Origin of the sequence: Streptomyces sp. NPDC002054, assembly GCF_040296685.1 — a bacterium.
Classification (GTDB): Bacteria; Actinomycetota; Actinomycetes; order Streptomycetales; family Streptomycetaceae; genus Streptomyces.
Map to the genome: position 1 here is coordinate 88,938 of NZ_JBEOXT010000017.1, position 22,703 is coordinate 111,640.

The following is a 22,703-nucleotide window of genomic DNA, read 5'->3' on the forward strand; positions in this document are numbered from 1 at the left end:
GGGGTGGGCGGTGGTCGCAGCCACGGCACCGCCCATCCCGGCTCCCGCATGAAACGGTCGGGCGGCTCACTGCAGCCGTCGAAGTGGCCCGGTGCGGCCAAGCGCGCTGGTCCCGAGCAGAAGGGCGCTACGAGCAGCGGTGACGCACTCAGCGCTCGTAGGTCCCGACCAAAGTTCCGGAGGCCAGCTCCCTGCCCTTCAGGGCACGGTGTACGTCCTCGACGCCCGGGCGGTCGTGCAGCGGCAGCGGCTCGGACAGGGCGTACAAGTGGAAGAAGTACCGGTGCGGCCCGTGCCCCGGTGGAGGCATGGGCCCGCCCCAGCCCATGCGCCCGAAGCCATTGGGCCAGGGCAGGCCGCCCCGGGGCTTCTGGTCCTCCGCCACCCCGGTCGTCCCCGGATCGATGCCGGTCACCAACCAGTGCAGGAACGTCGGCCCCGGCGCGTCGGGGTCCTCGCACAGGAGCACCAGCTCCGTGGCTCCGTCGGGCACCCCCGACCAGGTCAGGGGCGGTGAGATGTTCTCCCCCTCCCCGCTGTACCGGCGGGGGATCACCGTCTTGTCGTCGAACGCGGTGCTGCTGAGGTCAATTCTGCTCATGCGCGCCGCCATACCCGCGGACGGCGGCGCCGGCACCGGTCCGCACGCCAAAACCCCCGTACGGCCGAGCCCGCGCGGCCCGCCGCCGGGAGCCTGGGGTGACCATGGAAGTGTGCCTACAAGGATCCTGCTCGAAGGCCGCCCCGGCTCGGGCAAGACGACCGCACTCCGCCGGCTGGCCGCGCTGCTGCCCGCCCGCGCGGCCACCGGCTTCACCACAGGGGAGATCCGACAGTCCGGCCACCGAGTCGGCTTCGTCCTGGAAACCCTGGCAGGCCGGCGGGAGGTGCTCGCCCATGTCGACCTCCCCGGTCCACCGCGAGTGGGGAGGTACGGCGTCGACCTGGATGTCATGGAACGGCTGGCGCTGCCGTCGCTACGGCCTGCAGCCACCGGGGAGGCGACGGGGCGGCTGGTGCTCATCGACGAGCTGGGACGCATGGAACTGGCGTGCGATACGTTCCGGGACGTGGTCATCACCCTGTTCGCCGCAGACATCGACGTCGTGGCCACGGTCCACGCGCACCGCGATCCGTTCACCGACGCCCTCAAGCAGCGCGCCGACACCGAGGTCATCCACCTCACCCCGGCAAACCGAGACGCCCTGCCCGTGGAACTCGCGGCCAGGCTGCGGGGACCAGGACGCGCGTAAGGCCGCCTTCATGAATCGCCTGGATCGAGGTGATCGCCTGGTGTCGCGCCGCTCGAGAGGTGCACGATCCGTGTGCGCACGACTACACGAGGCGCCCGCTGGCGGACGGTACGGGCAACGCCACGGGTGGGCGATGGGGCGCGAGATCGGACGCCACAACGGAACAGTCGGAAGGGAACCGGCAGGCTCGAAGGGCTCGCCGGGACGCGGGACGGCCACCGGCTGGCCGACCTCCTCGGCAGCGTCGACCGTCCACTCCCCCGGCTCCGCCCAGGCGTGGAGGGAGAGGTTGAAGGTGCCCCAGTGGCACGCACACGGTGTCGCCGCCGCCAGCCCCGGGAAGCACTTCGCCCCGCCGTATGACGACGGGGCAAAGCGCTCAGGGCCCGAATCGACCAACAGCATCCGTAAGGGGGGCGGGCCTCAGTGCGTGGCGGCTCTACTTGTCGGTGGGTGCGTTGTTGACTGCGAACATGCTGCGTCCGGCGCACGGATGGTCAGCGAACCGGGAGGACGTCCCTCCGCCCAGGCTCACCTTGTCGCCCTCTCTCGCGAAGGCCTTTCCGCCCGCGTCGTAGACGACAGCCTTGCCGTCCTCGACCCGGGCCGTCCATCCGTACCCCCAGTTGAGGGCAACGGTTCCTCCGTCGGTTTCCGACTTCACGGCTATGCAGTTCTCATCCGTGACCACCAGCGTTCCCGGGAGGAGCCCCTGCAAGCCGGCCGTGGGGTCGTCCTTTCCGCGGAGGATCATCCGGGGCGGCGTTTCGGGGTTCTTGGCCGTACCGGTCGTTTTCCCGTTGACGGGGGCCGCCTTCGGTGTCCGGTCCGCGGTAGGTTCGTCGGTGAGCGACCCGCAGCCGGTGACCCCCGCCAGCAGCAGTATTCCCGCCACGGCCGCTACGCCACGGTGCAGTGTCCTACTCGTCCGTATGTCGAGCTGACCTGTCATCGCATCCCGTCCGTTCGCCAGGCGCACGACTGGTGTGCGCTCGAAGGTGGGACGGTCGTGCCGCCGCACGGGTTCCGTACGGCGGCACGGCCGCGTGTCAGCCGGTTTCCAGCGACACGCCCCATGTGTTCAGGATGGTGCTGATCGGCACGTAGTTGACCCAACGCGAGCACTTGATGCCCGAGGCGTCGGGGGCCACGGAACCGCACGAGGAGGTCATGGGGCCCGCCGTGATGTCCGCGCTGATGAGGATTCCCCGGGCCTGCACGCCGCCGGACACCGTCTTGAACATCGGGCCGCCGCTGTCGCCCTGGCCGCCCATGATCTTGCCGGCCGGGGCCGCCACCTGGACGACGCCGACCCTCACCCCGTTCTCGTCCACGTAGACGTCGGAGTCGTCATAGACGGTGCCGCAGTGCTCGCCCGTGCTGGCACCCGAGGAGCACACCGGGTCGCCCGGCCAGTTGGAATACCAGCTCTTCACCAGCGATGTGGAGGTGGAAGAGTGGCTCCCGCGGAAGATGCGCGGCGTGGTGGCGGGCGAGGTGGACGGATCGATCAGCATCGAGTCGATGCTGTCGATCGTCGCGACGGACGTCCCGCCGGGGGCGATGGTCTGCCCGGCCCCGTCCCGCACTGCCAGGTTTCCGGAGCGGTCACAGTGGCTCGCGCTGAGGAGCTTTCCCGTGGACCCGGCCAGCACGGCGAAACCGGTGGAACACAGGCTGCCGCCGTGGACGGTGCGGATGCCGCCCTTCCACGGCGGGGCGTCGTTGCCCCGGGAGAGCAGGGCGTCTCCGGCGACCCTCTCGACGCCGAGTTTCAGCGCGACGTCCGGGATGCGGGCGGCGTTGCGCAGCTCGGGCAGGGGGTCGACGGCGGTCCGGGTACGGGTGGCGACACCCACCGTGACGCCGCTGCCGTCGGCGTTCAGCTCGCTCCAGGTGATGCCGAGGTGCGTAGCGGCGGGGTGGTTGAGCAGCCGCGTACGGGCGGCTTCGGCTTCGGCGCGGGAATACTTCGCCCCGGTGCGGACCGTGACCGTGACGCCGTAGGGGCGACTGTCGGCGTAGGCGGTGACGTCGGCCGGGGGGGTGCCCTTCCACAGGACGGTGATCGCCCGGCCCCGGTAGTCGGTTTCCTGACGGGCGAATCCGCGGGCCGCCCCCAACTCGTAGAGGCGTTCCGCGACGACGGGTATGACATCGTCGGCCGGGGACGTGGCATCGAGCCCGGCGGGAAGTGGTCCGGGCTTCACGGTCCAGGCGGAGCGGTCGAGGGCCGTGTACGGGGCGGCCGTCTTCTGCCCGGATGGTGAGGGCGTGGGGCCGTCGGACTGAGGTGCGGCAGTGCTGGGGGTGATCCCCAACAAGAGCGTCAGCGCGACCGCTCCGAGTGCTACGGGTACGAGTCTGCGTTTCACATGTCCTCCCGGTCAGCACGTGCCGAGGAGAACGACGCCCCCCGACGTGATCCTGCGGCACGCTACATCGAATACGCGTTCACATCCGCCGGTTTTTTTCCGGCCACCACGGCTGGCCGACACATCCCCGACCGACCGTCAGCGCGTGCGAGCCTGGCCGCTTCGCAGCGTCGTCATGCGGCGGGGCGAAGTGCATAGCGGGATCTGCGCAGGCCGCAGGCTTGCACGGATCGAGAGATGAGAGCCGCCCGGGCCAGGCCCGCCCCGACCGGCAAGGAGCGACGTGGAAGGCCAGGGCCTCGCTGACCCGACCTCGTCAACCGCGCGCCTTCCGGGTGAGTTCTTCATCACGCCGCCGCGTGGCGGGCTCGGAACAGAGCCTTCCGCACCGGAAGCCGAGGGCTCGCTGCCTGTCGGGGAGTTGGCCCGGGGTGTCGGTCCGGGCGGCGGGCCCTGCCGCTTCCTCGGCGTCACCGGCACCGGTCGACCCGTGGACCCGTACGGCATCATCCGAGGTGAACGGATGGGAAGACGGGGGTGGAGCCGCCATGACCGGCACGCGATTGGTCGGACGGTGTCCCGAAATGGCCTGGTTGCAGCAGAAAGCCGGGCTCGCCCGGGAAGGTCGGGAGCAGGTGGCCCTGGTCCGGGGCGAGCCCGGGATCGGGAAGTCGGCCCTGCTGGAGGCCTTCGCCGAGGACTGCGCCGCCGCGGGCATGCGGGTGGTGACCGGCTGCGCGCGCGAGCTGGAGCGCGACGTGCCGTTCGCCCTCCTCGGCGAGTGCCTCGGGGCGTGGGACCCCGGGGCCGCAGCGTCCGTACCCGCACGGATCAGGGACCTGCTCGCGGGCCTTGCCACCTCCCCCTGGAAGGCCGAGGACTACGCGTTCTCGATGGCCGACGCGCTGGCGGAGTGCCTGGACACCTGGTGCGTGGCCGGCCCCGTGGCCCTCATCGTCGACGACGCACAGTGGATGGACACAGCGAGCACCCGGGCCCTGGCGCGCGCCGTGAGCACGGTGGGACTGCCCCTGCTGCTCGTGATCGCCACCCGCCCCGGCGAGCAGGCGACCGCGCTCGACGCCGCCTTCAGCGCACCCGGGCGCCCGGCCGCCGACATCACGCTGGGTCTCCTGTCGGACGAGGCCGTGGCGGAACTCGCCCAGGCCCGGCTCGGCGCCGACGCCCCCTCCGAACACCTGGAGACCTTGCGATCGGCGGGCGGGCACCCGCTCTTCCTCACCCAGCTGATCGCCATCCTCGGCGAAGGGGGTGACGAGAAGAGTGACGAGGAGAGTGACGAGCGGAGTGTCGGCAGCACGGCACGCGCGGGGGGCCGGGCCGTGGCGGGCTCCCTGGTCGACGTGTTGAGCATCCGGGTGGGCTCCCTGCCGGAGCGGACCCGGAGCGTGCTGGCCCTCGCGTCGCTCCTCGGCTCGGGCTTCGAGATCGCGGAGCTGTCCGCGGTCGTGGGGATGCGCACCACAGAGCTGCTCGCACCGGTTCAGGAGGCGCTCGCCGCCGGCCTCCTGGTCTGCGAAGGCGCCGCCTTCCGCTTCCACCACGAGCTGATCCGCCAAGCCTGCGCCGAAGGACTCCCGGCGCCCTTGGTCGGCGCTCTGCGCCTGGACGCGGCCAAGGCCCTCGCCATGGCCGGCGCCGGGGTGGAACGGGTCAGCGAGCAGTTGATGCTGGCCGACCGGCTGGACGGGGAGGCGGTCCGCTGGCTGCTCGAGGCCGGATCCCAACTGGCCCGGCGGGCACCGGAGATGGCCATCGTTCTGCTGTCCAGGGCTCGCGCCCACGCCGGGCCCGGCGCCGACGCGGACCAGCGGATCGACCGTGCCCTCGCCCGGGCCCTGTGGGCGGACGGGCGGCTCGCGGAAGCCGAGGAGATGCTGCGACGGATGGTGAGCCGCGACACCGAGGACGCCGAACTGGCGCTGAGCGTCGCACAGCTCTGCTACGAACAGGGACGGTTGCAGGACGCCATCGACGCCTGCGGGGCGGCGCTCGCCGAGCACGGTGGGCACGACCCGCTGCACGGAAGGCTGGCGGGCCTGACCGCCCTGTGCCGGTTCTGGCTGACCGACGACGCCGGAGCCCTGGAGTGGGGCGCGCGGGCCGTCGAAGCCGGCCGGCGCGGCGGGGAGCCCCGGGCTGTCGTCCTCGGCCAGTTCACCCGGGCCACCGCGATGGCGCAGGGCGGCAGCTACCAGGAGGCTCTCGACCTGCTCGCCGAACTGCCCGCGGACGTGTTCGGCGACGCGGAGCTCGCCGCGGAATACGGGCTGCCGCCCTACCTGATCCGCGGCTTCACCCGCATGGAACTCGACCTCTTCGAGGACGGAGACCTGGACCTCGGCCTCGGCATGCGCGAGAGCGAGAACGGCCGCGCCATGTTCCTGCCCTGGTACCACTCGGGCAGAGCCGCCATCCGTTACCTCGACGGCCGCTGGGACGACGCCCTCGCCGACGTCCAGACGGCCCGCCGCCTCGACGACCCCCTCCTGCTGCAGCCCGGTCTTGAGGACTTCGGGGACATCATCACGCTGCGCCGGGGCGCCGCCCCCAGTCGCTACGCCCATGTGCCAGGACGTCTGCTCGGGCAGCCTCGCTATGCCTTCAACCGGGCGGTGGCCCACGCCCTGGTCCTGGAGGCCGAAGGCGATGCCCGGGCCGCGTTCGACCGGCTCGCCACGGCCTGGTCCGAGCACTCCGCGATCCGCGCCAACTTCACGCATCCGCTCATCCCCGAGCTGGCCCGCCTGGCGTCGGTCGCCGAGCGCACCGCGGAGTTCCGGGAACTCGTACGGTCGATCGAGCAGGTCGCGCGGCACCGTACGACCGCGCCCAGCGCACTCGCCGCGGTCGCCCTGTGCCGCGGTGTCGCGCAGGGCGACATCGAGCAGCTGATCGCGGCGGCGCGCCACTACCAGCAGGCCGGGCGGGTCATCTGCGAGGCGGTGGCGTGGGAGGAGGCCGCTGTCCTGCACGCACGGGCCTCTCGTACTGGCGAGAGCCGCGACTGCCTGGAGGAGGCGGCTCGCGCCTACGGTGTACCGGGCGCCGTCTGGGACATCAGCCGCGCCGAGGCCCGGCTGCGCGCCCTCGGTGTCCGCCGCGGGGTGCGGGGCCGCCGGGACCGGCCGAAGTCCGGCTGGCAGGCGCTGACCCCCACGGAGCGACGGGTGGCCGACCTGCTCGGTGACGGACTGTCGAACGTGGACATCGCGGCCCGCATGTTCACCAGTCACCGCACCGTCCAGACCCATGTGTCCAACATCCTCGCGAAGACCGGGGCCCCTTCCCGCTTCGAGATCGCGGCCCGGCTGCCTCGGCCGCGCGGCTGAGCCGACACCCGCCCCACCCCTCCCTCCAGTCCGTACCCTCCCTCCAGTCCGTACCCTCCTTCCAGTCTCGGTAGGGCGCGGCGACGAAACATCCGCCATCGCCCAGCCGCCGCGCCACCGCCGCAATGCCGGGCCGGATCGCCCCTCCCGGCTGCGCCGTGGCAGATGTTCCGGCCGAGCCGTGGCGGATGTTTGGGGTGCCCGACCGCCGAACACGCACCAGTGCTGCGGATGATTCCGCCGACGGCCGCGGGTACATGTAGGAGGACCAGCGGCCTCGGCCGGTCCGGACGCCCGTCGCCGACCAGGCTCCGGGATGCCGAGGCCGTCCGCAGGGCCGGTCGGCCGCCCCTGGTCCCCCCACAGGCCGACGAAGCTGAAGGAGAACGCCACCCCGATGTCCGCCGTGCCGTCCGCCCCCGAACCGATCACCCCTGTCCCGCCCGGCTCCACCGAGCGCCCGCTGCTCACCCAGTCATGGCTCGACCTGACCTTCCTGCACTGGGCCGTCGACCCGGCGGACGTGGCCCACCTGCTGCCGGCCGGCACCGTGCCGGACACGTTCGAGGGGGCCACGTACGTCGGTCTGGTGCCTTTCCGCATGCACCGCGTCGGATGGTTCCGCCTCCCCGGCATGCCCTATCTGGGCAGCTTCCCGGAGACCAACGTCCGCCTCTACTCGGTGGACGCCCACGGCCGGCGCGGCGTCGTCTTCCGCTCCCTCGACGCCTCCCGCCTCATCCCCGTGGCCGTGGCACGGGCCGCCTTCCGCCTGCCGTACCTCTGGTCCCGGATGGCCGTCCGCCACAGCGCCGGCACCATCACGTACACCAGCGCCAGACGCTGGCCCGGACCTCGCGGCGCCCGCAGCCGGATCACCGTCCGCCCCGGTGCGCGCATACAGGAGCCGACTCCCCTCGAGCACTTCCTCACCGCACGGTGGGGCATGCACAGCACCTTCTTCGGACGTCGGCGGTACCTCCCGAACACGCACGGTCAGTGGCCCCTGCACCGGGCGGAACTGCTCGAATGCGACGAGAACCTCACGGCAGCGGCGGGGCTGCGGTCGCCGCTCGGCGAACCCGTGAGCGTCCTGTGCTCACCCGGAGTCGCCGTCCGTTTCGGGCGCCCCGACGGGAGGACGGCGCGGGTTCCGTCGCCGGGGTGCCGCCCGTAGACCGCGTACCTGCTGCGGACACAGCGCAACACCACACGTCGACATCGGGCGAAAGGGCGGGGATGGAGACCCCCACAACGACGGAGGCTGGGGACCCGGCCCCGCGGACCATGGGCCAAGAGGCTCTGGCGGAGATCTACCGGCGGCACGGTCCATACCTGCTGCGTGCGCTGATCCCGCTCACCAACGGGGACCACGGCAGAGCGGAGGACATCCTCCAGGAGACTCTGCTGCGTGCCTGGCAGAACCCCGACGCTCTGCGCAGAGGACCGGAGCACGCCCGCCCCTGGCTGTTCACCGTCGCCAGGCGGATCGCGATCGACCATCTCCGGGTACGCGCCGCCCGGGTCCACGAAGTCACGGACGAGGCCCTGTCCGACGGAGCCCTCACACACGGCCCGTACGACCCATACGACCCGTACGCCGCCGTGCTCGAAGCCCAGGACGTGGCGCACGCGCTCGACCAGCTCGAACCGCACCACCGCGAGGTCCTGGTGGAACTCCACCTCAACGACCGCTCCGTGGCCGACACCGCGGCGAAACTCCGCACACCGGCCGGCACGGTCAAGTCCCGTAACCACTATGCGATCCGGGCGATCCGTCGTGTACTGGAGCGGCGCGGGGACACGGGACGCCCTGCCGCAGCCGGCCCTGTCCGCCCGGCCGGAAGCAGCTCTCCGCGGAAGCCCAGGCGCACCGCCGCGCCGACGGGGCACGCCCCCGGCACGCCCAGCACGGCCGCGGCCCAGGCCCAGGTCCAGGTCCAGGTCCAGTCCCAGGCAGGAGTCTTGGCACCTCCGACGGCCGCCCGGGGAACCGTGGACATCAACAGGACGGGCGCGGCCCGGTCACCACGACGGCGCAGCCCTCGCCCGTGGGGATCCCCTGACCGACCTCGCCGCTCCGGACGGCGCCGCCCGGCACCCGCGGCCGTGCTCCGCGACGGCGGGTCCTTACTGGTACTGCCGGGCCGGTCGTGAACATCCCGTGAAGGGCTGAACCGCACCGCGTGGCGTAGCCGTTCTGTCCTCGGTCCACAACCCGTGTGGTCCACAGTCCACTCGAAGAGAAGGAAATTCATGCGTACTCGCGCTCGTCTCTCCGCCACGGCGGCAGCCCTCGCCCTGTCGGCTCTGGTCCTGACCGGCTGCGGAGGCGGCGACGACAGCAAGGCCGCCGCCGGGACATCCGCGCCCGCCCCGTCCCCGACCGCCTCCAAGCCCGCAGAGTCGGCCTCGGCCGACCCGGCGTCGAAGAAGCCCGGCTCAGGAGGGTCGTCCTCGGGCGGCAACACCGGCAAGACCGGTGGCAGCAGCAGTGGCGACAGTGGCGGCAGCACTCCGGCGTGCACGACCAAGAACACGCAACTCCAGTTCGTCCAGAGCCGGCATCACGCCAGCGGCCAGGAACCGGCTCAGGCTGCCCTCGAGGTCACCAACATTTCGAAGAAGACCTGCACGCTCGTCGGTGTCGTCACACTGACGGCCAAGGACGACCAGGGCAAGGCCGCTCCCATCGAGACCGACAACTCCGGGAGCGGTACGGACGCCGTCGACATCAAGGCCGGCGGCACGGCGACGGCGTGGGTGGCCTACACCGACCTGAACTTCGACGGCAGCCAGTCGGGCCGCGAGGTCTGCGCGGTGCAGGCGTCCAAGGTCGAGATCGCGCTGCCCAAGGACGTGGCGCGCACCGTGAAGGTGATCAAGGAAGATGGGTCGCTGGGGTCCTTCAACGTGTGCGGCACGGATGTACGGGTCGCCGCCTTCGAAGTGTCCTGAACCGGCTGGTCCGATGCCGTCGCCGAACTCGCGGCTACCTCAGGGCCCTGGCCGCCCACCGCTCGGGGCGGAGGGCCGGCCTCGAGTGACGGGGCGCGGCACCGGGCCGGAAGACCTGCCGCAGGGTCTTCACCTCGGCGCGTCCGGGGCCACTTCACTCGGCACGGGGCCGCCGAGGCCGACCTTGTAGGCGAGGACCGCGGCCTGGGTGCGGTTCTCCAGCCCGAGTTTGGCCAGGGTCCGCGAGACGTACGTCTTCACGCTGGCCCCGGCGAGATGGAGTTCCCGGGAGATCTGCTCGTTGGTCATGCCCAGCCCGAGGAGGGCCAGGACCTTGCACTCGCTCTCGCTCAGCGCGGCCACCTTGGCGTCGACCTCGCCGCCCCAGTCCGGAACGCGGTGCACGGCCCGGCGCACCAGGTTCCGCAGCACGTCCGGAGCGAAGACCCGGCCCCCGGAGACGACCACGCGCAGCGCCGACAGCAACTCCTCCGTCCTGAGGTCCTTGAGGAGGAAACCGTCGGCGCCCGCATCGAGCGCGCCGAGCACCTGCGCGTCCGAACTGTAGTTGCTCAACACCAAGACCCTGGGCGGGCGCTCCAGCTCGCGCAGCCTTCGGGTGGCGGCGATCCCGTCCACGTTCGGCATGCGCAGGTCCATCAGCACGACGTCCGGTTCGTGGGTCCGGGCCCGGTCGATGGCGTCTGCACCGTCCACGGCCTCCGCGACGACCTCGAAGTCGGCCGACGTCTCCAACATCATGCGCAGTCCCGACCGGATGATGGCCTGGTCGTCGACGATCGCGACGCGAATGGTCATGGAACGCACCCCTACTCGGTGACGCTGCCGACGGGCAGCTCGATCACGGCTGCGGTCCGGTACCCGCCGCCCTCGGACGGACCGGCCGCGAGCCTGCCGCCGACCGCGTGGACAGCGCCGCGCATGCTGCGCAGGCCCAGGCCGCCGGAGTCCCCGACGCACACGGGTCGTTGCAGGGGGCGGCCGTTGTGGACGGTGAGGGAGACGGTCCTCAGGGCGAACGTCAGGGACAGCCGGACGTGCGGGAAAGGCGGGCCTTGATTCACAGGTGGGCCTGTTCTCGAAGGAAAGGTCGGGCATCCGACCGGCAGGGTTTCCCGTCCAGCGTATGCAGCGGAAGGCGGGACCCGAAGATGGCCAAAGGAGGATCCTCGGCATCCGAAAGATGACATTGATTATCCATCAGACGACCTTTTTCGAAGCGGCGTTCGTCGAGACGGCACCCCCGCCGCGTCCTCTCACGGGACTTTGGTCCCGTCGTGAACAGGGCCTTAGGACATGGCGGTGCCGAGGCCCGGCAGGAAGGATCGGGGTGAGCGGCCGCTTCCGCCGGCCGGCGGGCCGGCGGAAGCCCGACGCGTCGGAGTCGTCGTCCTCGCGTTCGTGCGGGACCCACGATTCGACTGGCAGAGCTTTCATTCCGTTGAAAGCGAAGACCTGTGACGGCTGTTCGAAGACCGCACCGGCTCCCGACAGGAACGTCTCGGTAAGACCCTCCTATGACGACCACCTTCGTAAAGTACTCGCCTCCCGACGGCATTCCAGGTCACGCCCGGGAAAGGGCGTCGGTTCTCGTCGCCGACCGCGAAATGATCTTCAGGACGGGGCTGCGCACATTACTGACGGGACAATGCGGGTTCGACGTGGTCGGCGAGGCCGAATCCGAGACGGACGTCGATCGGCTCATCCGTTCGGCCTCCCCGGACATCCTCCTCATGGAGATGGATCTGGCCCGGTCGGTCGGGCTGAGCCCGGACCGGCTCGGCGTCCTGATGGACAGGCCGCCGCGGCTGGTGCTGTTCGGCGAGCGCCCCGGCCCCGACGGCATGGCGGAGGCCTTGGAAGCCGGAGCGCAGGGCTTCGTCACCCGCACGCTGGACGCGGAACTGCTGGAGGCGGTACTGCGGCACGTGCTCGTCGGGGGATACGCGATCGGGGACGACGTGCTCCTGGGGCTCGTAGGCAAGGACGGCCCCCGCCCCGTGCCGCGATTCGCGGCCCACCACGGCAGGATCCGGCTCCTGAACCCGAGCGAGCGACAGGTGCTCCAACTCCTGGGGCGTGGATGGGAGAACGCCCGGATCGCGGCGGAGCTCCATCTCTCCCGGGCCAGCGTGAAGACGTACGTGTCGCGGCTGCTCCACAAGCTCCATCTGGAGAACCGGACCCAGGCGGCCCTGGTGGCCAACGAGACGGGCCTCGCCGACCTCGCCGTCGCCCGCTCCTGAAGGCGGTGGACGGACGACCGTCCCGCCGCCCGGTCCGGGACCGGACCCCCACAGGACGACCCCTCAGGGCTTCCACCGCAGCACGTGACGCTGCAGGCGCCGCACGCACACGTCCACCGCCAGGACCAGGCAGCCCAGGGCGGCCATGCCCGCGAACACCCCGGTCGTTTCGAGCACTCCCTCCGCCTGGGAGATGAGGTAGCCCACCCCACGCGAAGCCCCTGGCGCAGCAACTGCCGGTCGTTCGCGCCGAGCATCCGCACGTGCCGCACCAGGACGGGTCCACGTCCCGAACGCCCTGGTGGACGTTGAAGCGGCGCAGCCACTCACGGGCCTCCCGCGACTGTTCCGTCCGGGAGGCGCCGGCCAGCCGGGGCCCCAGGGCCACGTTGTCGAGGCCGCAGAGGACGGGTGGCGCGGTGTCGTCCGTCGCGGTGGCCGCAGCACCCTTCCTCCCCGTCGCCGGGTAGGCGAAGACCACTCCCCGCAGGGCGACAGCCTGACGGGTCCGAATCCTGTCGACCGGGGCAAGTTCGGGTCGAAGGGTCGAACGGTCGCGTCGGCCACGCGGCGAGTTGCCGAAGGTTGACACTTCTCGGAATTCGGATGCAAACCGTCCTGACGGAAAGGGGGCGTTGGGCCCCTCCTCGGATCCGACGGCCGGGAAACAATGCGGAACGTCGGCGAACACGACTGACACCCGTCACCCGGGAATTTCCGATCAGGGGTTGGAACATGAATCTCATCGCTGCGCCCCAGTCCGACCGCGTCGGTGCGGCCTATGACGAAACGGTCGAGCTGCACAGTGAACTGTTCGGTGACGACCTGCACTTCGGATTCTGGAGCCCGGATCAGGAAGAAGGCGACCGGGACGGGGGCGGCGGGACTCCATATGAGCAACTGGCCCGGGCGAGCCGGCGCCTGACGGACGAATTCGCGCGTCGGCTCCACGTGCGGCCGGGGCAGCGGATCCTGGACATCGGCTCCGGCGCGGGAGGCCCTGCGGTCCACATCGCCAAGGCGACCGGCGCCGAGGTGGTCGGGATCACGGTGAGTTCCGATCAGGTGCGGCAGGCCACGGCTCTGGCGGAGAACGAAGGGCTGAGCGACCGGGTCTCCTTCCGGCTCTGTGATGCGACACGGCCGCTTCCCTTCGCGGAGTCGAGTTTCGACGCGGTCCTCGCCCTGGAGTCGTTCATTCACATCGAAGCCCGACACGCGGCGCTCACCCATGCCGCCAGGGTCCTGCGCCCCGGCGGTCGGATCGTTCTCAGTGACTTCTTCGAGCGGTCCCCCATACCACCGGAGAAGCAGCCTGCCGTCGAGCGCTACTGTCGTGAATTCAACCTGAGCAGGCTGGCGAAATCCGACTTCTATCCCCGGCTCTTCCAGAACGCGGGGTTCGTCTTCGCAGAGCAACTCGACATCACCGAGGCGACCATGCGGCCGACGATCTTGCGCATGGGAGAAATCGCGCAGGGTCAGGAGTTCCGTGACAGGTTCGGTGAACGCGCGGCGCACTACGACCGGAGCGACCTCCTGCCGGTCTGGGAGCTCGGATACCTGCTCGTCGCCGGCGTGCGACGCCCCTCTGCGGGATGAAACTCACCGAGCAGCGTGTGCGTGCGGCCTACGAGGCCCTCGCCACCTTGGACAAGGACCACATCACAACGTTCTGGGCGGAGGACGTCCGCTTCCTCACGCCCGGACGGTCCGTCCATTCCGGATGGCGTCACGGAATAGACGACACCATCCGTTTCATGCGCACCGTTCGAGACGTCTCCGGCGGGTCCCTGGAGACGGACATGTCGACGATCCTGATCGACCAGGACAGACAGTTGTCGATCGACCTGTTCTCTACCCGCGCACGCCGTGAAGGATCGCGTCCGGAAAGCCGAGCGGCGGCCGATCTCCTCAGCTTCGACGGCGTCCACGTCCTGAAATGGTCGGACGGGCGGATCCACGAGGGAACGTTCGCGATATTCGGAGACGGGACGCGTCGGTACGACCAGTGGTGGAAGGCGGCGGGTCTTGCCGACGGCGCAACGGGCGCCGGCACCGTGGACGACTCCCATGCCCCTCCCAGGAACAAAGAGAAGCGAAATTGATAGAAGAGATCGAAACTCTGGTCATCGGGTGCGGTCAGGCGGGTCTGGCCATGAGCCATGAACTGCGGAACGCCGGTGTCCGTCATTTCATCGTCGACGGTGCCGACGGAATCGGCTACGCGTGGCGCAATCGGTACGACGGCCTGGGGATGATCACCCCCAACTGGATGAACTCACTGCCGGGGCTTTCCTATCCGGGCGAACCGGACGCGTTCTCGGACCGCGACGACACGGTGCGCTACCTCGAGGAATACGCCGCGTACGTACGCCCGCCGGTCCAATGGCGGAGGAAGGTGGTGGACGTACGTCGGCACGACGGCGGATTCCTCGTGGGGGCGCTGACGGATCCGGGTGGGGAACGACGCGAGTGGATCGCGCGCAACGTCGTCGTCGCCACCGGGGCCTACCAAAAGCCCCGGACCCCGGTCTTCGCCTCCGATCTCGGAACGGACGTCCACCAGACGCACGTGCACGCGTACAGGAGCCCGGACGACATTCCCGACGGCCCCGTCGTCGTCGTCGGGTCCGGCAACTCCGGCATCGACGTGGCACGGCAACTGTCCCCGGCGCATCAGGTCACCGTATGCCAGGGCGGCAACGCACGGCTGCCGCGCCGAGCCACCGGCACGGAGGTCCGGGCTCTGCTGCACCGGATGGCGGAGCAGGCCACGTCGGTGCCGAAGGGCCACGACCTCGACGAGACCGACGACGTGCTGCGGTGGCTGGACCGTCTGGGCTTCTGGGAGATGGACACCCGCACTCCCATCGGAGCCAAGCTGGCCCTGGCCACCAGTGACTCGTCGATAGGTCCCTCCCTCGCGCACCTGACCGAGCACGAGGGCATACGCTTCACCGGCCGGGCCGTGGGGGTCAGTGGGGGCACGAGCGTGGTCGTCGAAGGCGGCGAACGACTCACCCCCAGGAGCGTCGTCTGGGCCACGGGCTACGACAGTGATTACAGCTGGCTCCAACTGCCCGTACTCGATGCCCTCGACCGGCCCCGCCACCGGCAGGGAGTGAGCGCCGAACCCGGGCTCTACCACCTGGGGCTGCGCTTCCAGACGACGGCGAGCTCGTCGATCCTCTACGGGGTCGGCCGTGACGCGACGCGCATCGCGCGACTCATCGCGAGGCGGCGACACCGGCGATGAGCACCGCACGCACGACCGAGACGCTCCGGTTGAGGGTGGACCCGGGCCACCCCTTCCTCTTCGACCACGAACTCGACCACATACCGGGGCTGTTCCTCGTGGACGCGGTGGTCAAGGCCGCCGAGCAGCTCCCAGCGGCCACCGCCCTCGGGCAGGAGGCACCCTACGTCCACTCCCTGAACCTCGACTTTCCCCGGTTCGGCCTGCTCGACGAGGACGTGCACCTGCGGTCGGAGGCGGAGGGCGGTGAGGGACGGCACCTCACCGTCCGGGTGACGCAGGGCCGCCGCGTCATCTGCGCGGGGCGCGCGACGCGCATCCCGTGCACCCCGTGCATCGACGCCCCACCGGCGATCCGATCGCCGGCGGCGCCTCCCGGCACGCTCCCGCGCGCTCCGGCAGCCCTGGTCCACCGCCGGCACATGGAGAACATCGCGGTCGGCCCGCTGTACGAGCGAGACGGCGTCCACCGTTGCAGGTACCTCACCCTGCCGACATCGGCCCTCGGCGTCGAACAGCACCGCCGGACCCATGCCCTGCAAGAACTGGTCGAGGCCGGAAGGGAGTTCGTGACCATGATGAGTCACGTCATCGCCGGTGTGGGGTTCGAGGACACCCTCGTCCTTCAAGGGGTCGACGCCACCGTCTCGCGCCCCCTCGACCGGAGCGAGGAGATCGATCTGCACTCCAGGGGCCCGCGTCTCCTCGGCCGGCGGATGTTCAGCGACGTCGACCTGGTGAGCGCCGGAGCACGAGTCGGATCGCTCCGCTTCCGCAGCCTGGTGCTGCCGCCCGACCTCTACCGCGTGCTGAGGGGCCCCGATCGCTCATGAAGATCCTGCTGACCGGTGGCTCCGGATTCGTCGGAGGCCACGTACTGCGCCGCCTGGCGCGGGATCCCGGGCTGCGCGTGACGGCTCTGGTCCGTCCGTCCACCCGGCCGCCCGAGGGCGCCGACGCCCACGTTTTCGCGGACCTGTCCCGCCCCGAGACCCTGGACGGTGTCTGCGACGGCATGGACGTCGTCATGCACTGCGCGTCCTACGTGGGTGCGGACCCGACCCTGTGCGAGGCGGTGAACGCCCGGGGCACCACCATGCTGTCCCGACAGGCCCGGGCCGCCGGAGTCGGGCACATGTTGTCGATGAGCACCGCCGCCGTCTACGGTCGCGGCCCGCACCACCTGCGCACACCGGACGAGGGGACGCCGGCGCCCGTCTCGCACGCGAGCGCCACCCGCCTCGCCGGGGAGCGGGCCGTGCTGGCGGCGGGGGGTGTCGTCCTGCGCCCCATGTTCATGTACGGCACGGGGGACCGATGGTTCATCCCCGGCCTCATCCGCCAGTTGCGGGACATACCCCACGTGCTGAACGACGGGACGGCACGCCTGTCGATGATCTCGGCGGACGATCTCTCGCGTGTCGTCGCCGCGTATGTGCGAGACCCTCGGCGGCTGGCCGGTCCCGCCGTGCACCACGCCGGTCACCGCGAGCCGGTACGCGCGGGCGACCTGATCACGATGCTCGCCTCCGGTCTCGGGCTGCCGCTGCTGAGTCCGGGCATGTCACTGGACGAGGCGGAGAACAGCGTCGGAGTCCTGACCCCCCGGGCATCGCGCCAGCTGTCCCTGACGGCGCTGGACCACTGGTTCCACAGCGACGAGCTCTGGACGGCGCTCGGCCTGGACCCCGGGCCGACCGCCGACCGGGACCTGATCCGGCATCTCCCCTGGTACCGCCGGTTCGTCACCTGACGCCCGTCGACCGTGCGACGCACCTCCGCCCCCGAACGAAGGACCACCCTTGTCGGCATCCACTCCTCCTCCCACCCTCGGCGGCCTCTCGACGACGCGCACCCCAAGGCCGGGACCCGAGCGCGTACGGCCCTGGCAGTCGGCGATGTTCAGCGTGATCGCCCCCGACGCCGTCCGCAGGCACCTGGCCCGCCCCATCCTGGAACGGCTCCGCGCGAGCGGCCTGCGCGTCGTGGGCTGGTGCCCCGCCGAGATCACCCCCGTCCACCTCGACGGCCTGTACGAACAGCAGCTCGTCTCATCGACGCACGCGTACCGGTATCGCGCCCTCGACACGCGCTACCGGCTCGGGACCTCCATCGCCCTGCGGCTCGCCCCATCAGAGCCGGACCCCGGTCCGATCGAGGACTGGTACCAGCGCCTCAAGACGATCAAGGGCCCCTCCCATCCGGCCGACGCCACCCCGGGATGCATCCGGCACGACTTCGGCGCCGTCAACACCGTGCTGAGCCTCCTGCACGCGTCGGACGATCCGGAACTGGCCGCACGCGAGTCGTCGATGCTCCTCGCGGACCGGGCCGGCAGGGAGCCGTCATGGCGGTCACCGGACCGACTGGACGGGTACCTCTGCCTGCTGGAGAGCACACGGGAACGCGAGGAGCGGGGGTATCCCGAGGTGCTGAGCCAGCTGCGCGCCCGGCTCATCACCGAGCTGTGGGAGCCGTTGGGTTCCGAGGGGCAGGCGGAAGCCGTCCGCCTGGCCGCCGACGGCCGGCTCGCCGACCCGGAGACCGGCGGCCGTCTCGGCGCCTTCCTGCCCCGGCACCTGCGCGGCGGCCGGTACGCCGCGCTGCTGTCGGCCCGGTTCGACCCCGAGGCCCCGCCCCTGGACATCGCCTGGGTACAGCGGGTGATGAGCGGGATCGGTGCGCCGTTGGACGACTGGTCCTCGGCGGTGCTGGGCACCTCGATGTTCTTCAGTCCCCGCACGGCCACCACCGCCCCGCCAGCTCCGAGAGAGACCATCCGATGACAGACAACGAAATCTACTGGCATGCCGTCACCGTCCTGGGCCGGCTGGGGGACCGGCCGCACGGGGATCCGCACCCGAGCGACGTACTCACCGAGGTGGACCGCGGGCACCTGGACCCGGACCGTCTGCACACCCATCTGGTGCACTCCAAGGTCGTACGTCTGGCACGCCACCGCCTCCACGGCACCTCCGGTGGCCCGGGTGTCCTGCGCCTGCGTGAACTGATCACCGACACGGACGACCACGAGCGGCGGCGGCACGCGACCGCCGCGGAGCCCGTCCGGGACGTCGTACGGCTCGTCGCGGCCGGCGGACTGCGACTGATGAAGGGCATGGCACAGCAACCCCTCTACCCGTGGCCCGAGTCGCGTCACGTCGGGGACGTCGACGTGCACGCCCCGGATCTCACCGGCGCGCTCGACCTCGCGTCCGCCTTGCGCCGCCGAGGCTGGTGCTGGGACTTCAAAGAGTTCCCGTGGATCAAGAAGGACGAGGCGGGACTGGTCTACGGGCAGCTCGGGTTGCTGCTGCGGGACGGGACACGACCGGTCTCCCGCGTGGACATCCACTTCGGCGCGTACTCGGTGGGGTACGCGGGCCGCATGCCACTCGTCGGCTGGCAGGACCGCACCGTCCTGGGCACACGGGTACGGGTGCCCGCGACGGAGACCGCGCTCGCGCTCATCGCCGCGCACGCGCTCGGTGACACCCGGCTGTCCATGAAAGACGTCAACGACATCCACCTGCTGCTCGACGACACCACCGTCGACTGGACCTCGGTCCTCGAGACCGTACGGATCGCGGGGGCGCTCCACGCCCTGGAACACCTTCTGGCGGCGACGGACGTGGTCTACGGCCTTCCCGCCGGTGCGCCGCGGCTGACGAGCGGCCGACGCCCGCTGCGCCCGACCGGCCTGCCGAGCGGCGTGCGCGGGGCACACTTCGGGGCGCACGCGCGCACCGACGAAACGGCCCGGGGCACGGTGGACCCGGAGGAGGTCGCCCGCCGCGCCGCCCACTACTTCGAAGCCGACCTGCGGCCCCGCCTGGCACACCGCCCGCCCGCCGCGCCGGCCCCGATGGCGGGCGGCCGGGACCGGTGCTGGCGCCTGCTCCCCGATTCCGCCTGGCCGGACGCCGCGCCCGACGAGCCGGTGCCCGACGGCGAGATCACAAGGGAGACCATCGCCCCCGGCCTCGTACTGGAGCGTCTCGGGGACGCGGCGGTGGTACGCCTCGACATGTCGGCCGGAGCCGAAGCCGAAGCCGCCCGGCCGGAGGTCTTCCTGCCGACCCTGGACGGGGACGTCACACCCGCGAGCGTCGCCCTCGCCCGCCGACTCGCCGGGCGTGGAGCTTGACCGACCTCACCGGGCGCAGCCCCACCTGGTCACCGCGGGCACGGGCCCTGTGGGACGACTGCCTGCGCCGCGCGACGCGGGCTGCCGACTCCTGGACCGAGCGGGCCTGGCAGGGGGACGAGTCGCTCCGCGATCAGCTCGGACGCGTCCTCGGCCTGGACCCGGCGCACCTCACCATCACCGCCGGGGTACGCGCGGCTGCCCTGACATACGCACGCACGGAGCGGTTGATCGTCATGGAGCGGCCCGGCTTCGACGGCGCCACCTTCGCTCTGCGGGAGGGCCGCAGCCGCCTGCTGCACCGCAGCTGGGAGCACCTCCTCCAGGGTGAACTGCCGGCGGGCTCCGCCCTGTGGCTGACCCACCCGGCACGCAACCCGGACGGGCGCACCCTGACCCACGCCGAACTCCGCCTGCTCACCGACCGCATCGCGCAGGGCCACCGCGTCGTCGTCAACTCCGCCTACCACTGGTACGCCCCCACGGCCACACGCCCGGAAGGAGCGGACCTGGTGGGCGGGCTGCACAAGATCGCCGGGCTGGGGGCCAGGATCGGGTGGGTCCACAGCCGGGACTACTTCGCACGGGCCCGTCCGGAGATGATCGCCACGACGCCGCCCCAGCCGTGGCAACGCGCCTGGGCGCTGTTCGCGGCCGAGGGAGGCCTGGAGGACCTGGCAGCGTGGGTGACCGGCCGGGCACGGGCCGCCGTCCAGGTCTTCGGCGCGGCGGTGGGAGAGCCCTATGCCCCGCTCATCCCCGACACCGGTCCCCATGTGCTCCTGCCACTGGCACCCGGAACCGACGAGAAGACCGCGCGGGAGGCCCTCGCGCGCGACGGCTTCGTCCTCACCGCCGGCAGTTGCTACGGGCCGTCCCGCCCGGCGTTGAGGGCGACGTTCACGGACGTCCCGCCGAACGCGGCGGAGCGGTTCGGCCGATACGTCGCGGGCTCGCCCCTGTTCGCCCCGGCTCCTCCCGGACCGGACGGGTCCCACCCGCCCTCCGCCGACTGAACAAGGAACACCGATGAAGTTTCTGCAACGCATCCCCACCCAGATCCCCTTCCTGGGCTCCGTGGTCGTCACGGTCGCCGCCATCGTCTGGAACCTGGCGTTCGAGGACGCAGAGGGCCGCTTCGGCACCGTCGGCCTCGCACTGGCGTACCTCGCGATGCTCCTCGTCTTCGAATCGCGTGTCGCCCTCAACAGCCGTGGCGCCGAAGCGCGCAGCGACGACCGCGGCACCGGGCAGGCCATCGCCTGCGCCCGACTCGTCCACGTGGCCTGCGCGCTGCTGTGGCCCGTCTCCTGGACCCACTGGGAACTCTGGGTGGTCCTGCCGGGCGTACTCGTGATCTCCGGTGTCGTGTTGCGGCACCGGGCCATCCGCACACTGGGGCGTTTCTACTCACGCCGCGTCCGCACCCTGGAGGACCACCAGGCGGTGACGCACGGCCCGTACCGGTTCGTACGTCACCCGGCCTACACCGGGGCGTTGCTGATGCACCTGGGCATGACCCTCTACCAGCTCAACGTCCTCAGTGTGGTCACTTTCCTGGCGCTCCTCGCACCCGCCTTCGTCTGGCGGATCCGTACCGAGGAGCGCCTGCTGATGAAGATCACCGGATACGCGGAGTACGCCCGCGGCCGACGGAGGCTGCTTCCCCTCGTCTGGTGACCCGATCCCGGTGCCCACCCCGGGCACCCGCTCCGAACCTCTTCCGAAGGAATGCCCGATGGCCAAGCAGGCACTGCTGCTCATGGACGTGCAGCGGCACATCGTCAATCAACTCCCCGCCCCCGAGATCTACCTGTCCAGGGCCGAGTCCGCGCTCGCGGCGGCCCGCGCGGCCGACGTGCCCGTGATCCACGTGCACGTCGTGTTCCGCCCCGGACACCCCGAGATCCGGACGGGGGACAAGGCGTTCGCCCCGTTCCGCGGTACCGACCACCTCGTCATGGACAACCCCGACAGCCTGGCCCACCCCGCCGTCGCGCCGCTGCCGGGCGAACTCGTCGTGACCAAGCGCATGATCAGCGCGTTCACCGGCTCCGACCTCGACCTCCTGCTGCGGTCCCAGGACATCGACACCCTCGTCCTGGCCGGCATCTCGACCAGCGGAGCGGTCCTGTCCACCGTACGCGCGGCGGGCGACCTGCAATACCGGCAGGTGGTGCTCTCCGACGGTTGCGTCGACCTCGACACGACCGTCCACACCGTCCTCCTCGAACGGGTCTTCCCGATGCACGCGGACGTCATGACCGTGCGCGCGTGGCAGGAGTCGCTGTGACGGCACTGCGGGGGAAGACCGCCCTGATCACGGGAGGAACCGCCGGGATCGGCCTGGCCATCGCACAGGACTTCGTCCGCGACGGCGCCCGCGTCGTCATCAACGGTCGGGACGCGGAACGGGGACGACGAGCCCTGGCGACGTTCGGCACGCGCGACCACGTCCGGTTCTCGGAAGCCGATGTGACACGCGGCGACGCCGCCGGGGAACTCGTCGAGCGCACGGTGGCCGAATACGGCCGACTGGACATCCTGGTGAACAACGCGGGCGGCGCCCGCAGCGTGGGCCCCGTCGCCGACACGTCGGACGAAGACTGGGAGTACACCCTGCGGTGGAACCTGGACGCGGTCTTCCGGGCCTCCCGCGCGGCCGTGCGCCACATGGCACCCCGAGGCACAGGCCGGATCATCACGATCTCCTCGGCCGCGGGAAAGGTGCCCACCCCGCTGCTCACCGCGTACTGCACCGCGAAACACGCCGTTCACGGGTTCACCAAGTCACTGGCGGCGGAGGTCGGCACCGACGGCATCACCGTCAACGCGATCTGCCCCGCCCTGATCCGGACGGACAACCTGGAAGAGGTGGCCCGCGCCTACGCCGACCGGACCGGGATCACTCCAGAGCAGTGGATCTCCCAGTGGACATCGGCCAACGCCTTGAAACGCCCGGTCACCGCCGCTGGTGTCGCCGCGATGGCGGTGCTGCTCGCCTCGGACGCGGGCGCGGACATCACCGGCTCGATGCTCGACGTCGACGGCGGAGTGGCCCCGTACTGAGGCCCACACCCGTACCCACACG

Annotated in this window: 23 protein-coding genes and 1 pseudogene; 17 read left to right on the forward strand and 7 right to left on the reverse strand. The window is 71.1% G+C overall.

Features of this window, described 5'->3' with window-relative positions; genetic code table 11:
* Window positions 1-148 precede the first annotated feature (148 nt).
* Window positions 149-601: a YbhB/YbcL family Raf kinase inhibitor-like protein gene (locus tag ABT123_RS17975; protein WP_351315053.1), complete on the reverse strand. Its 453-nt coding sequence runs from the start codon at window positions 599-601 to the stop codon at window positions 149-151.
* A 112-nt stretch (window positions 602-713) separates the two neighbouring features.
* Between ABT123_RS17975 and ABT123_RS17980 the strand changes: the two genes are divergently transcribed.
* On the forward strand, window positions 714-1,253 hold the full coding sequence (locus ABT123_RS17980) for a nucleoside-triphosphatase (RefSeq protein ID WP_351315056.1): 540 nt from the start codon (window positions 714-716) through the stop codon (window positions 1,251-1,253).
* 75 nt (window positions 1,254-1,328) lie between these two features.
* Here ABT123_RS17980 and ABT123_RS17985 read toward each other — a convergent pair.
* From ABT123_RS17985 to ABT123_RS17995, 3 genes and pseudogenes are all read right to left on the reverse strand, one after another.
* Window positions 1,329-1,559: pseudogene (locus ABT123_RS17985) on the reverse strand (MBL fold metallo-hydrolase); the annotation flags it as partial.
* 133 nt (window positions 1,560-1,692) lie between these two features.
* Window positions 1,693-2,205 (reverse strand): hypothetical protein, encoded by a 513-nt coding sequence (locus ABT123_RS17990; RefSeq protein WP_351315059.1) that lies wholly within the window; start codon window positions 2,203-2,205, stop codon window positions 1,693-1,695.
* A gap of 97 nt (window positions 2,206-2,302) precedes the next feature.
* Window positions 2,303-3,628, reverse strand: coding sequence for a chymotrypsin family serine protease (locus ABT123_RS17995; RefSeq protein ID WP_351315061.1), 1,326 nt, complete (start codon window positions 3,626-3,628; stop codon window positions 2,303-2,305).
* Between the two features lie 548 nt (window positions 3,629-4,176).
* Between ABT123_RS17995 and ABT123_RS18000 the strand changes: the two genes are divergently transcribed.
* From ABT123_RS18000 to ABT123_RS18015, 4 genes are all read left to right on the forward strand, one after another.
* Entirely contained in the window at window positions 4,177-6,981 is a 2,805-nt protein-coding gene (locus ABT123_RS18000; protein WP_351315063.1) for a helix-turn-helix transcriptional regulator, read from the forward strand.
* Window positions 6,982-7,378: 397 nt separating this feature from the next.
* Complete coding sequence (locus ABT123_RS18005; protein ID WP_351315066.1) at window positions 7,379-8,158, forward strand: YqjF family protein; 780 nt, start codon at window positions 7,379-7,381, stop codon at window positions 8,156-8,158.
* 62 nt (window positions 8,159-8,220) lie between these two features.
* Window positions 8,221-9,138 (forward strand): sigma-70 family RNA polymerase sigma factor, encoded by a 918-nt coding sequence (locus tag ABT123_RS18010; RefSeq protein WP_351315069.1) that lies wholly within the window; start codon window positions 8,221-8,223, stop codon window positions 9,136-9,138.
* Between the two features lie 99 nt (window positions 9,139-9,237).
* Window positions 9,238-9,939 (forward strand): DUF4232 domain-containing protein, encoded by a 702-nt coding sequence (locus ABT123_RS18015; RefSeq protein WP_351315072.1) that lies wholly within the window; start codon window positions 9,238-9,240, stop codon window positions 9,937-9,939.
* Window positions 9,940-10,068: 129 nt separating this feature from the next.
* On the opposite strand, the gene ABT123_RS18020 is transcribed toward ABT123_RS18015, so the two are convergent.
* Window positions 10,069-10,758, reverse strand: coding sequence for a response regulator transcription factor (locus ABT123_RS18020; protein ID WP_351315074.1), 690 nt, complete (start codon window positions 10,756-10,758; stop codon window positions 10,069-10,071).
* Window positions 10,759-10,769: 11 nt separating this feature from the next.
* Window positions 10,770-11,024 carry a sensor histidine kinase gene (locus ABT123_RS18025; RefSeq protein ID WP_351315077.1) on the reverse strand — a complete coding sequence of 85 codons (255 nt, stop codon included), beginning with the start codon at window positions 11,022-11,024 and terminating at the stop codon, window positions 10,770-10,772.
* A 453-nt stretch (window positions 11,025-11,477) separates the two neighbouring features.
* Here ABT123_RS18025 and ABT123_RS18030 point away from each other — a divergent pair, with 453 nt between their 5' ends.
* Complete coding sequence (locus ABT123_RS18030; protein WP_351315079.1) at window positions 11,478-12,206, forward strand: response regulator transcription factor; 729 nt, start codon at window positions 11,478-11,480, stop codon at window positions 12,204-12,206.
* 63 nt (window positions 12,207-12,269) lie between these two features.
* On the opposite strand, the gene ABT123_RS18035 is transcribed toward ABT123_RS18030, so the two are convergent.
* The gene (locus ABT123_RS18035) at window positions 12,270-12,413 is read right to left on the reverse strand and encodes a hypothetical protein (RefSeq protein WP_351315082.1); all 144 of its coding nucleotides are present in this window, start codon (window positions 12,411-12,413) and stop codon (window positions 12,270-12,272) included.
* Window positions 12,414-12,941: 528 nt separating this feature from the next.
* Between ABT123_RS18035 and ABT123_RS18040 the strand changes: the two genes are divergently transcribed.
* From ABT123_RS18040 to ABT123_RS18090, 11 genes are all read left to right on the forward strand, one after another.
* On the forward strand, window positions 12,942-13,808 hold the full coding sequence (locus ABT123_RS18040) for an SAM-dependent methyltransferase (protein WP_351315084.1): 867 nt from the start codon (window positions 12,942-12,944) through the stop codon (window positions 13,806-13,808).
* Window positions 13,805-14,314, forward strand: a complete 510-nt coding sequence (locus ABT123_RS18045; protein ID WP_351315087.1) for a nuclear transport factor 2 family protein — start codon at window positions 13,805-13,807, stop codon at window positions 14,312-14,314. The genes ABT123_RS18040 and ABT123_RS18045 overlap by 4 nt, the downstream gene beginning before the upstream one ends.
* Window positions 14,221-15,465 (forward strand): flavin-containing monooxygenase, encoded by a 1,245-nt coding sequence (locus tag ABT123_RS18050; RefSeq protein WP_351315306.1) that lies wholly within the window; start codon window positions 14,221-14,223, stop codon window positions 15,463-15,465. Before ABT123_RS18045 ends, ABT123_RS18050 begins: the two co-directional genes overlap by 94 nt.
* A complete protein-coding gene (locus ABT123_RS18055) occupies window positions 15,462-16,298 on the forward strand; it encodes an AfsA-related hotdog domain-containing protein (protein ID WP_351315090.1) in 837 nt (278 codons plus the stop codon). The genes ABT123_RS18050 and ABT123_RS18055 overlap by 4 nt, the downstream gene beginning before the upstream one ends.
* The gene (locus tag ABT123_RS18060) at window positions 16,295-17,218 is read left to right on the forward strand and encodes an NAD-dependent epimerase/dehydratase family protein (RefSeq protein ID WP_351315093.1); all 924 of its coding nucleotides are present in this window, start codon (window positions 16,295-16,297) and stop codon (window positions 17,216-17,218) included. Before ABT123_RS18055 ends, ABT123_RS18060 begins: the two co-directional genes overlap by 4 nt.
* A 145-nt stretch (window positions 17,219-17,363) precedes the next feature.
* On the forward strand, window positions 17,364-18,251 hold the full coding sequence (locus ABT123_RS18065; protein ID WP_351315096.1) for a nucleoside-diphosphate kinase: 888 nt from the start codon (window positions 17,364-17,366) through the stop codon (window positions 18,249-18,251).
* Window positions 18,248-19,612, forward strand: a complete 1,365-nt coding sequence (locus tag ABT123_RS18070) for a nucleotidyltransferase family protein (RefSeq protein ID WP_351315099.1) — start codon at window positions 18,248-18,250, stop codon at window positions 19,610-19,612. Before ABT123_RS18065 ends, ABT123_RS18070 begins: the two co-directional genes overlap by 4 nt.
* Window positions 19,609-20,628: an aminotransferase class I/II-fold pyridoxal phosphate-dependent enzyme gene (locus ABT123_RS18075; protein ID WP_351315102.1), complete on the forward strand. Its 1,020-nt coding sequence runs from the start codon at window positions 19,609-19,611 to the stop codon at window positions 20,626-20,628. Before ABT123_RS18070 ends, ABT123_RS18075 begins: the two co-directional genes overlap by 4 nt.
* 13 nt (window positions 20,629-20,641) lie before the next feature.
* A complete protein-coding gene (locus tag ABT123_RS18080) occupies window positions 20,642-21,292 on the forward strand; it encodes a methyltransferase family protein (protein ID WP_351315105.1) in 651 nt (216 codons plus the stop codon).
* Between the two features lie 58 nt (window positions 21,293-21,350).
* Window positions 21,351-21,905 carry a cysteine hydrolase family protein gene (locus ABT123_RS18085; RefSeq protein ID WP_351315108.1) on the forward strand — a complete coding sequence of 185 codons (555 nt, stop codon included), beginning with the start codon at window positions 21,351-21,353 and terminating at the stop codon, window positions 21,903-21,905.
* On the forward strand, window positions 21,887-22,681 hold the full coding sequence (locus tag ABT123_RS18090; protein ID WP_351315111.1) for an SDR family NAD(P)-dependent oxidoreductase: 795 nt from the start codon (window positions 21,887-21,889) through the stop codon (window positions 22,679-22,681). The genes ABT123_RS18085 and ABT123_RS18090 overlap by 19 nt, the downstream gene beginning before the upstream one ends.
* Window positions 22,682-22,703 lie beyond the last annotated feature (22 nt).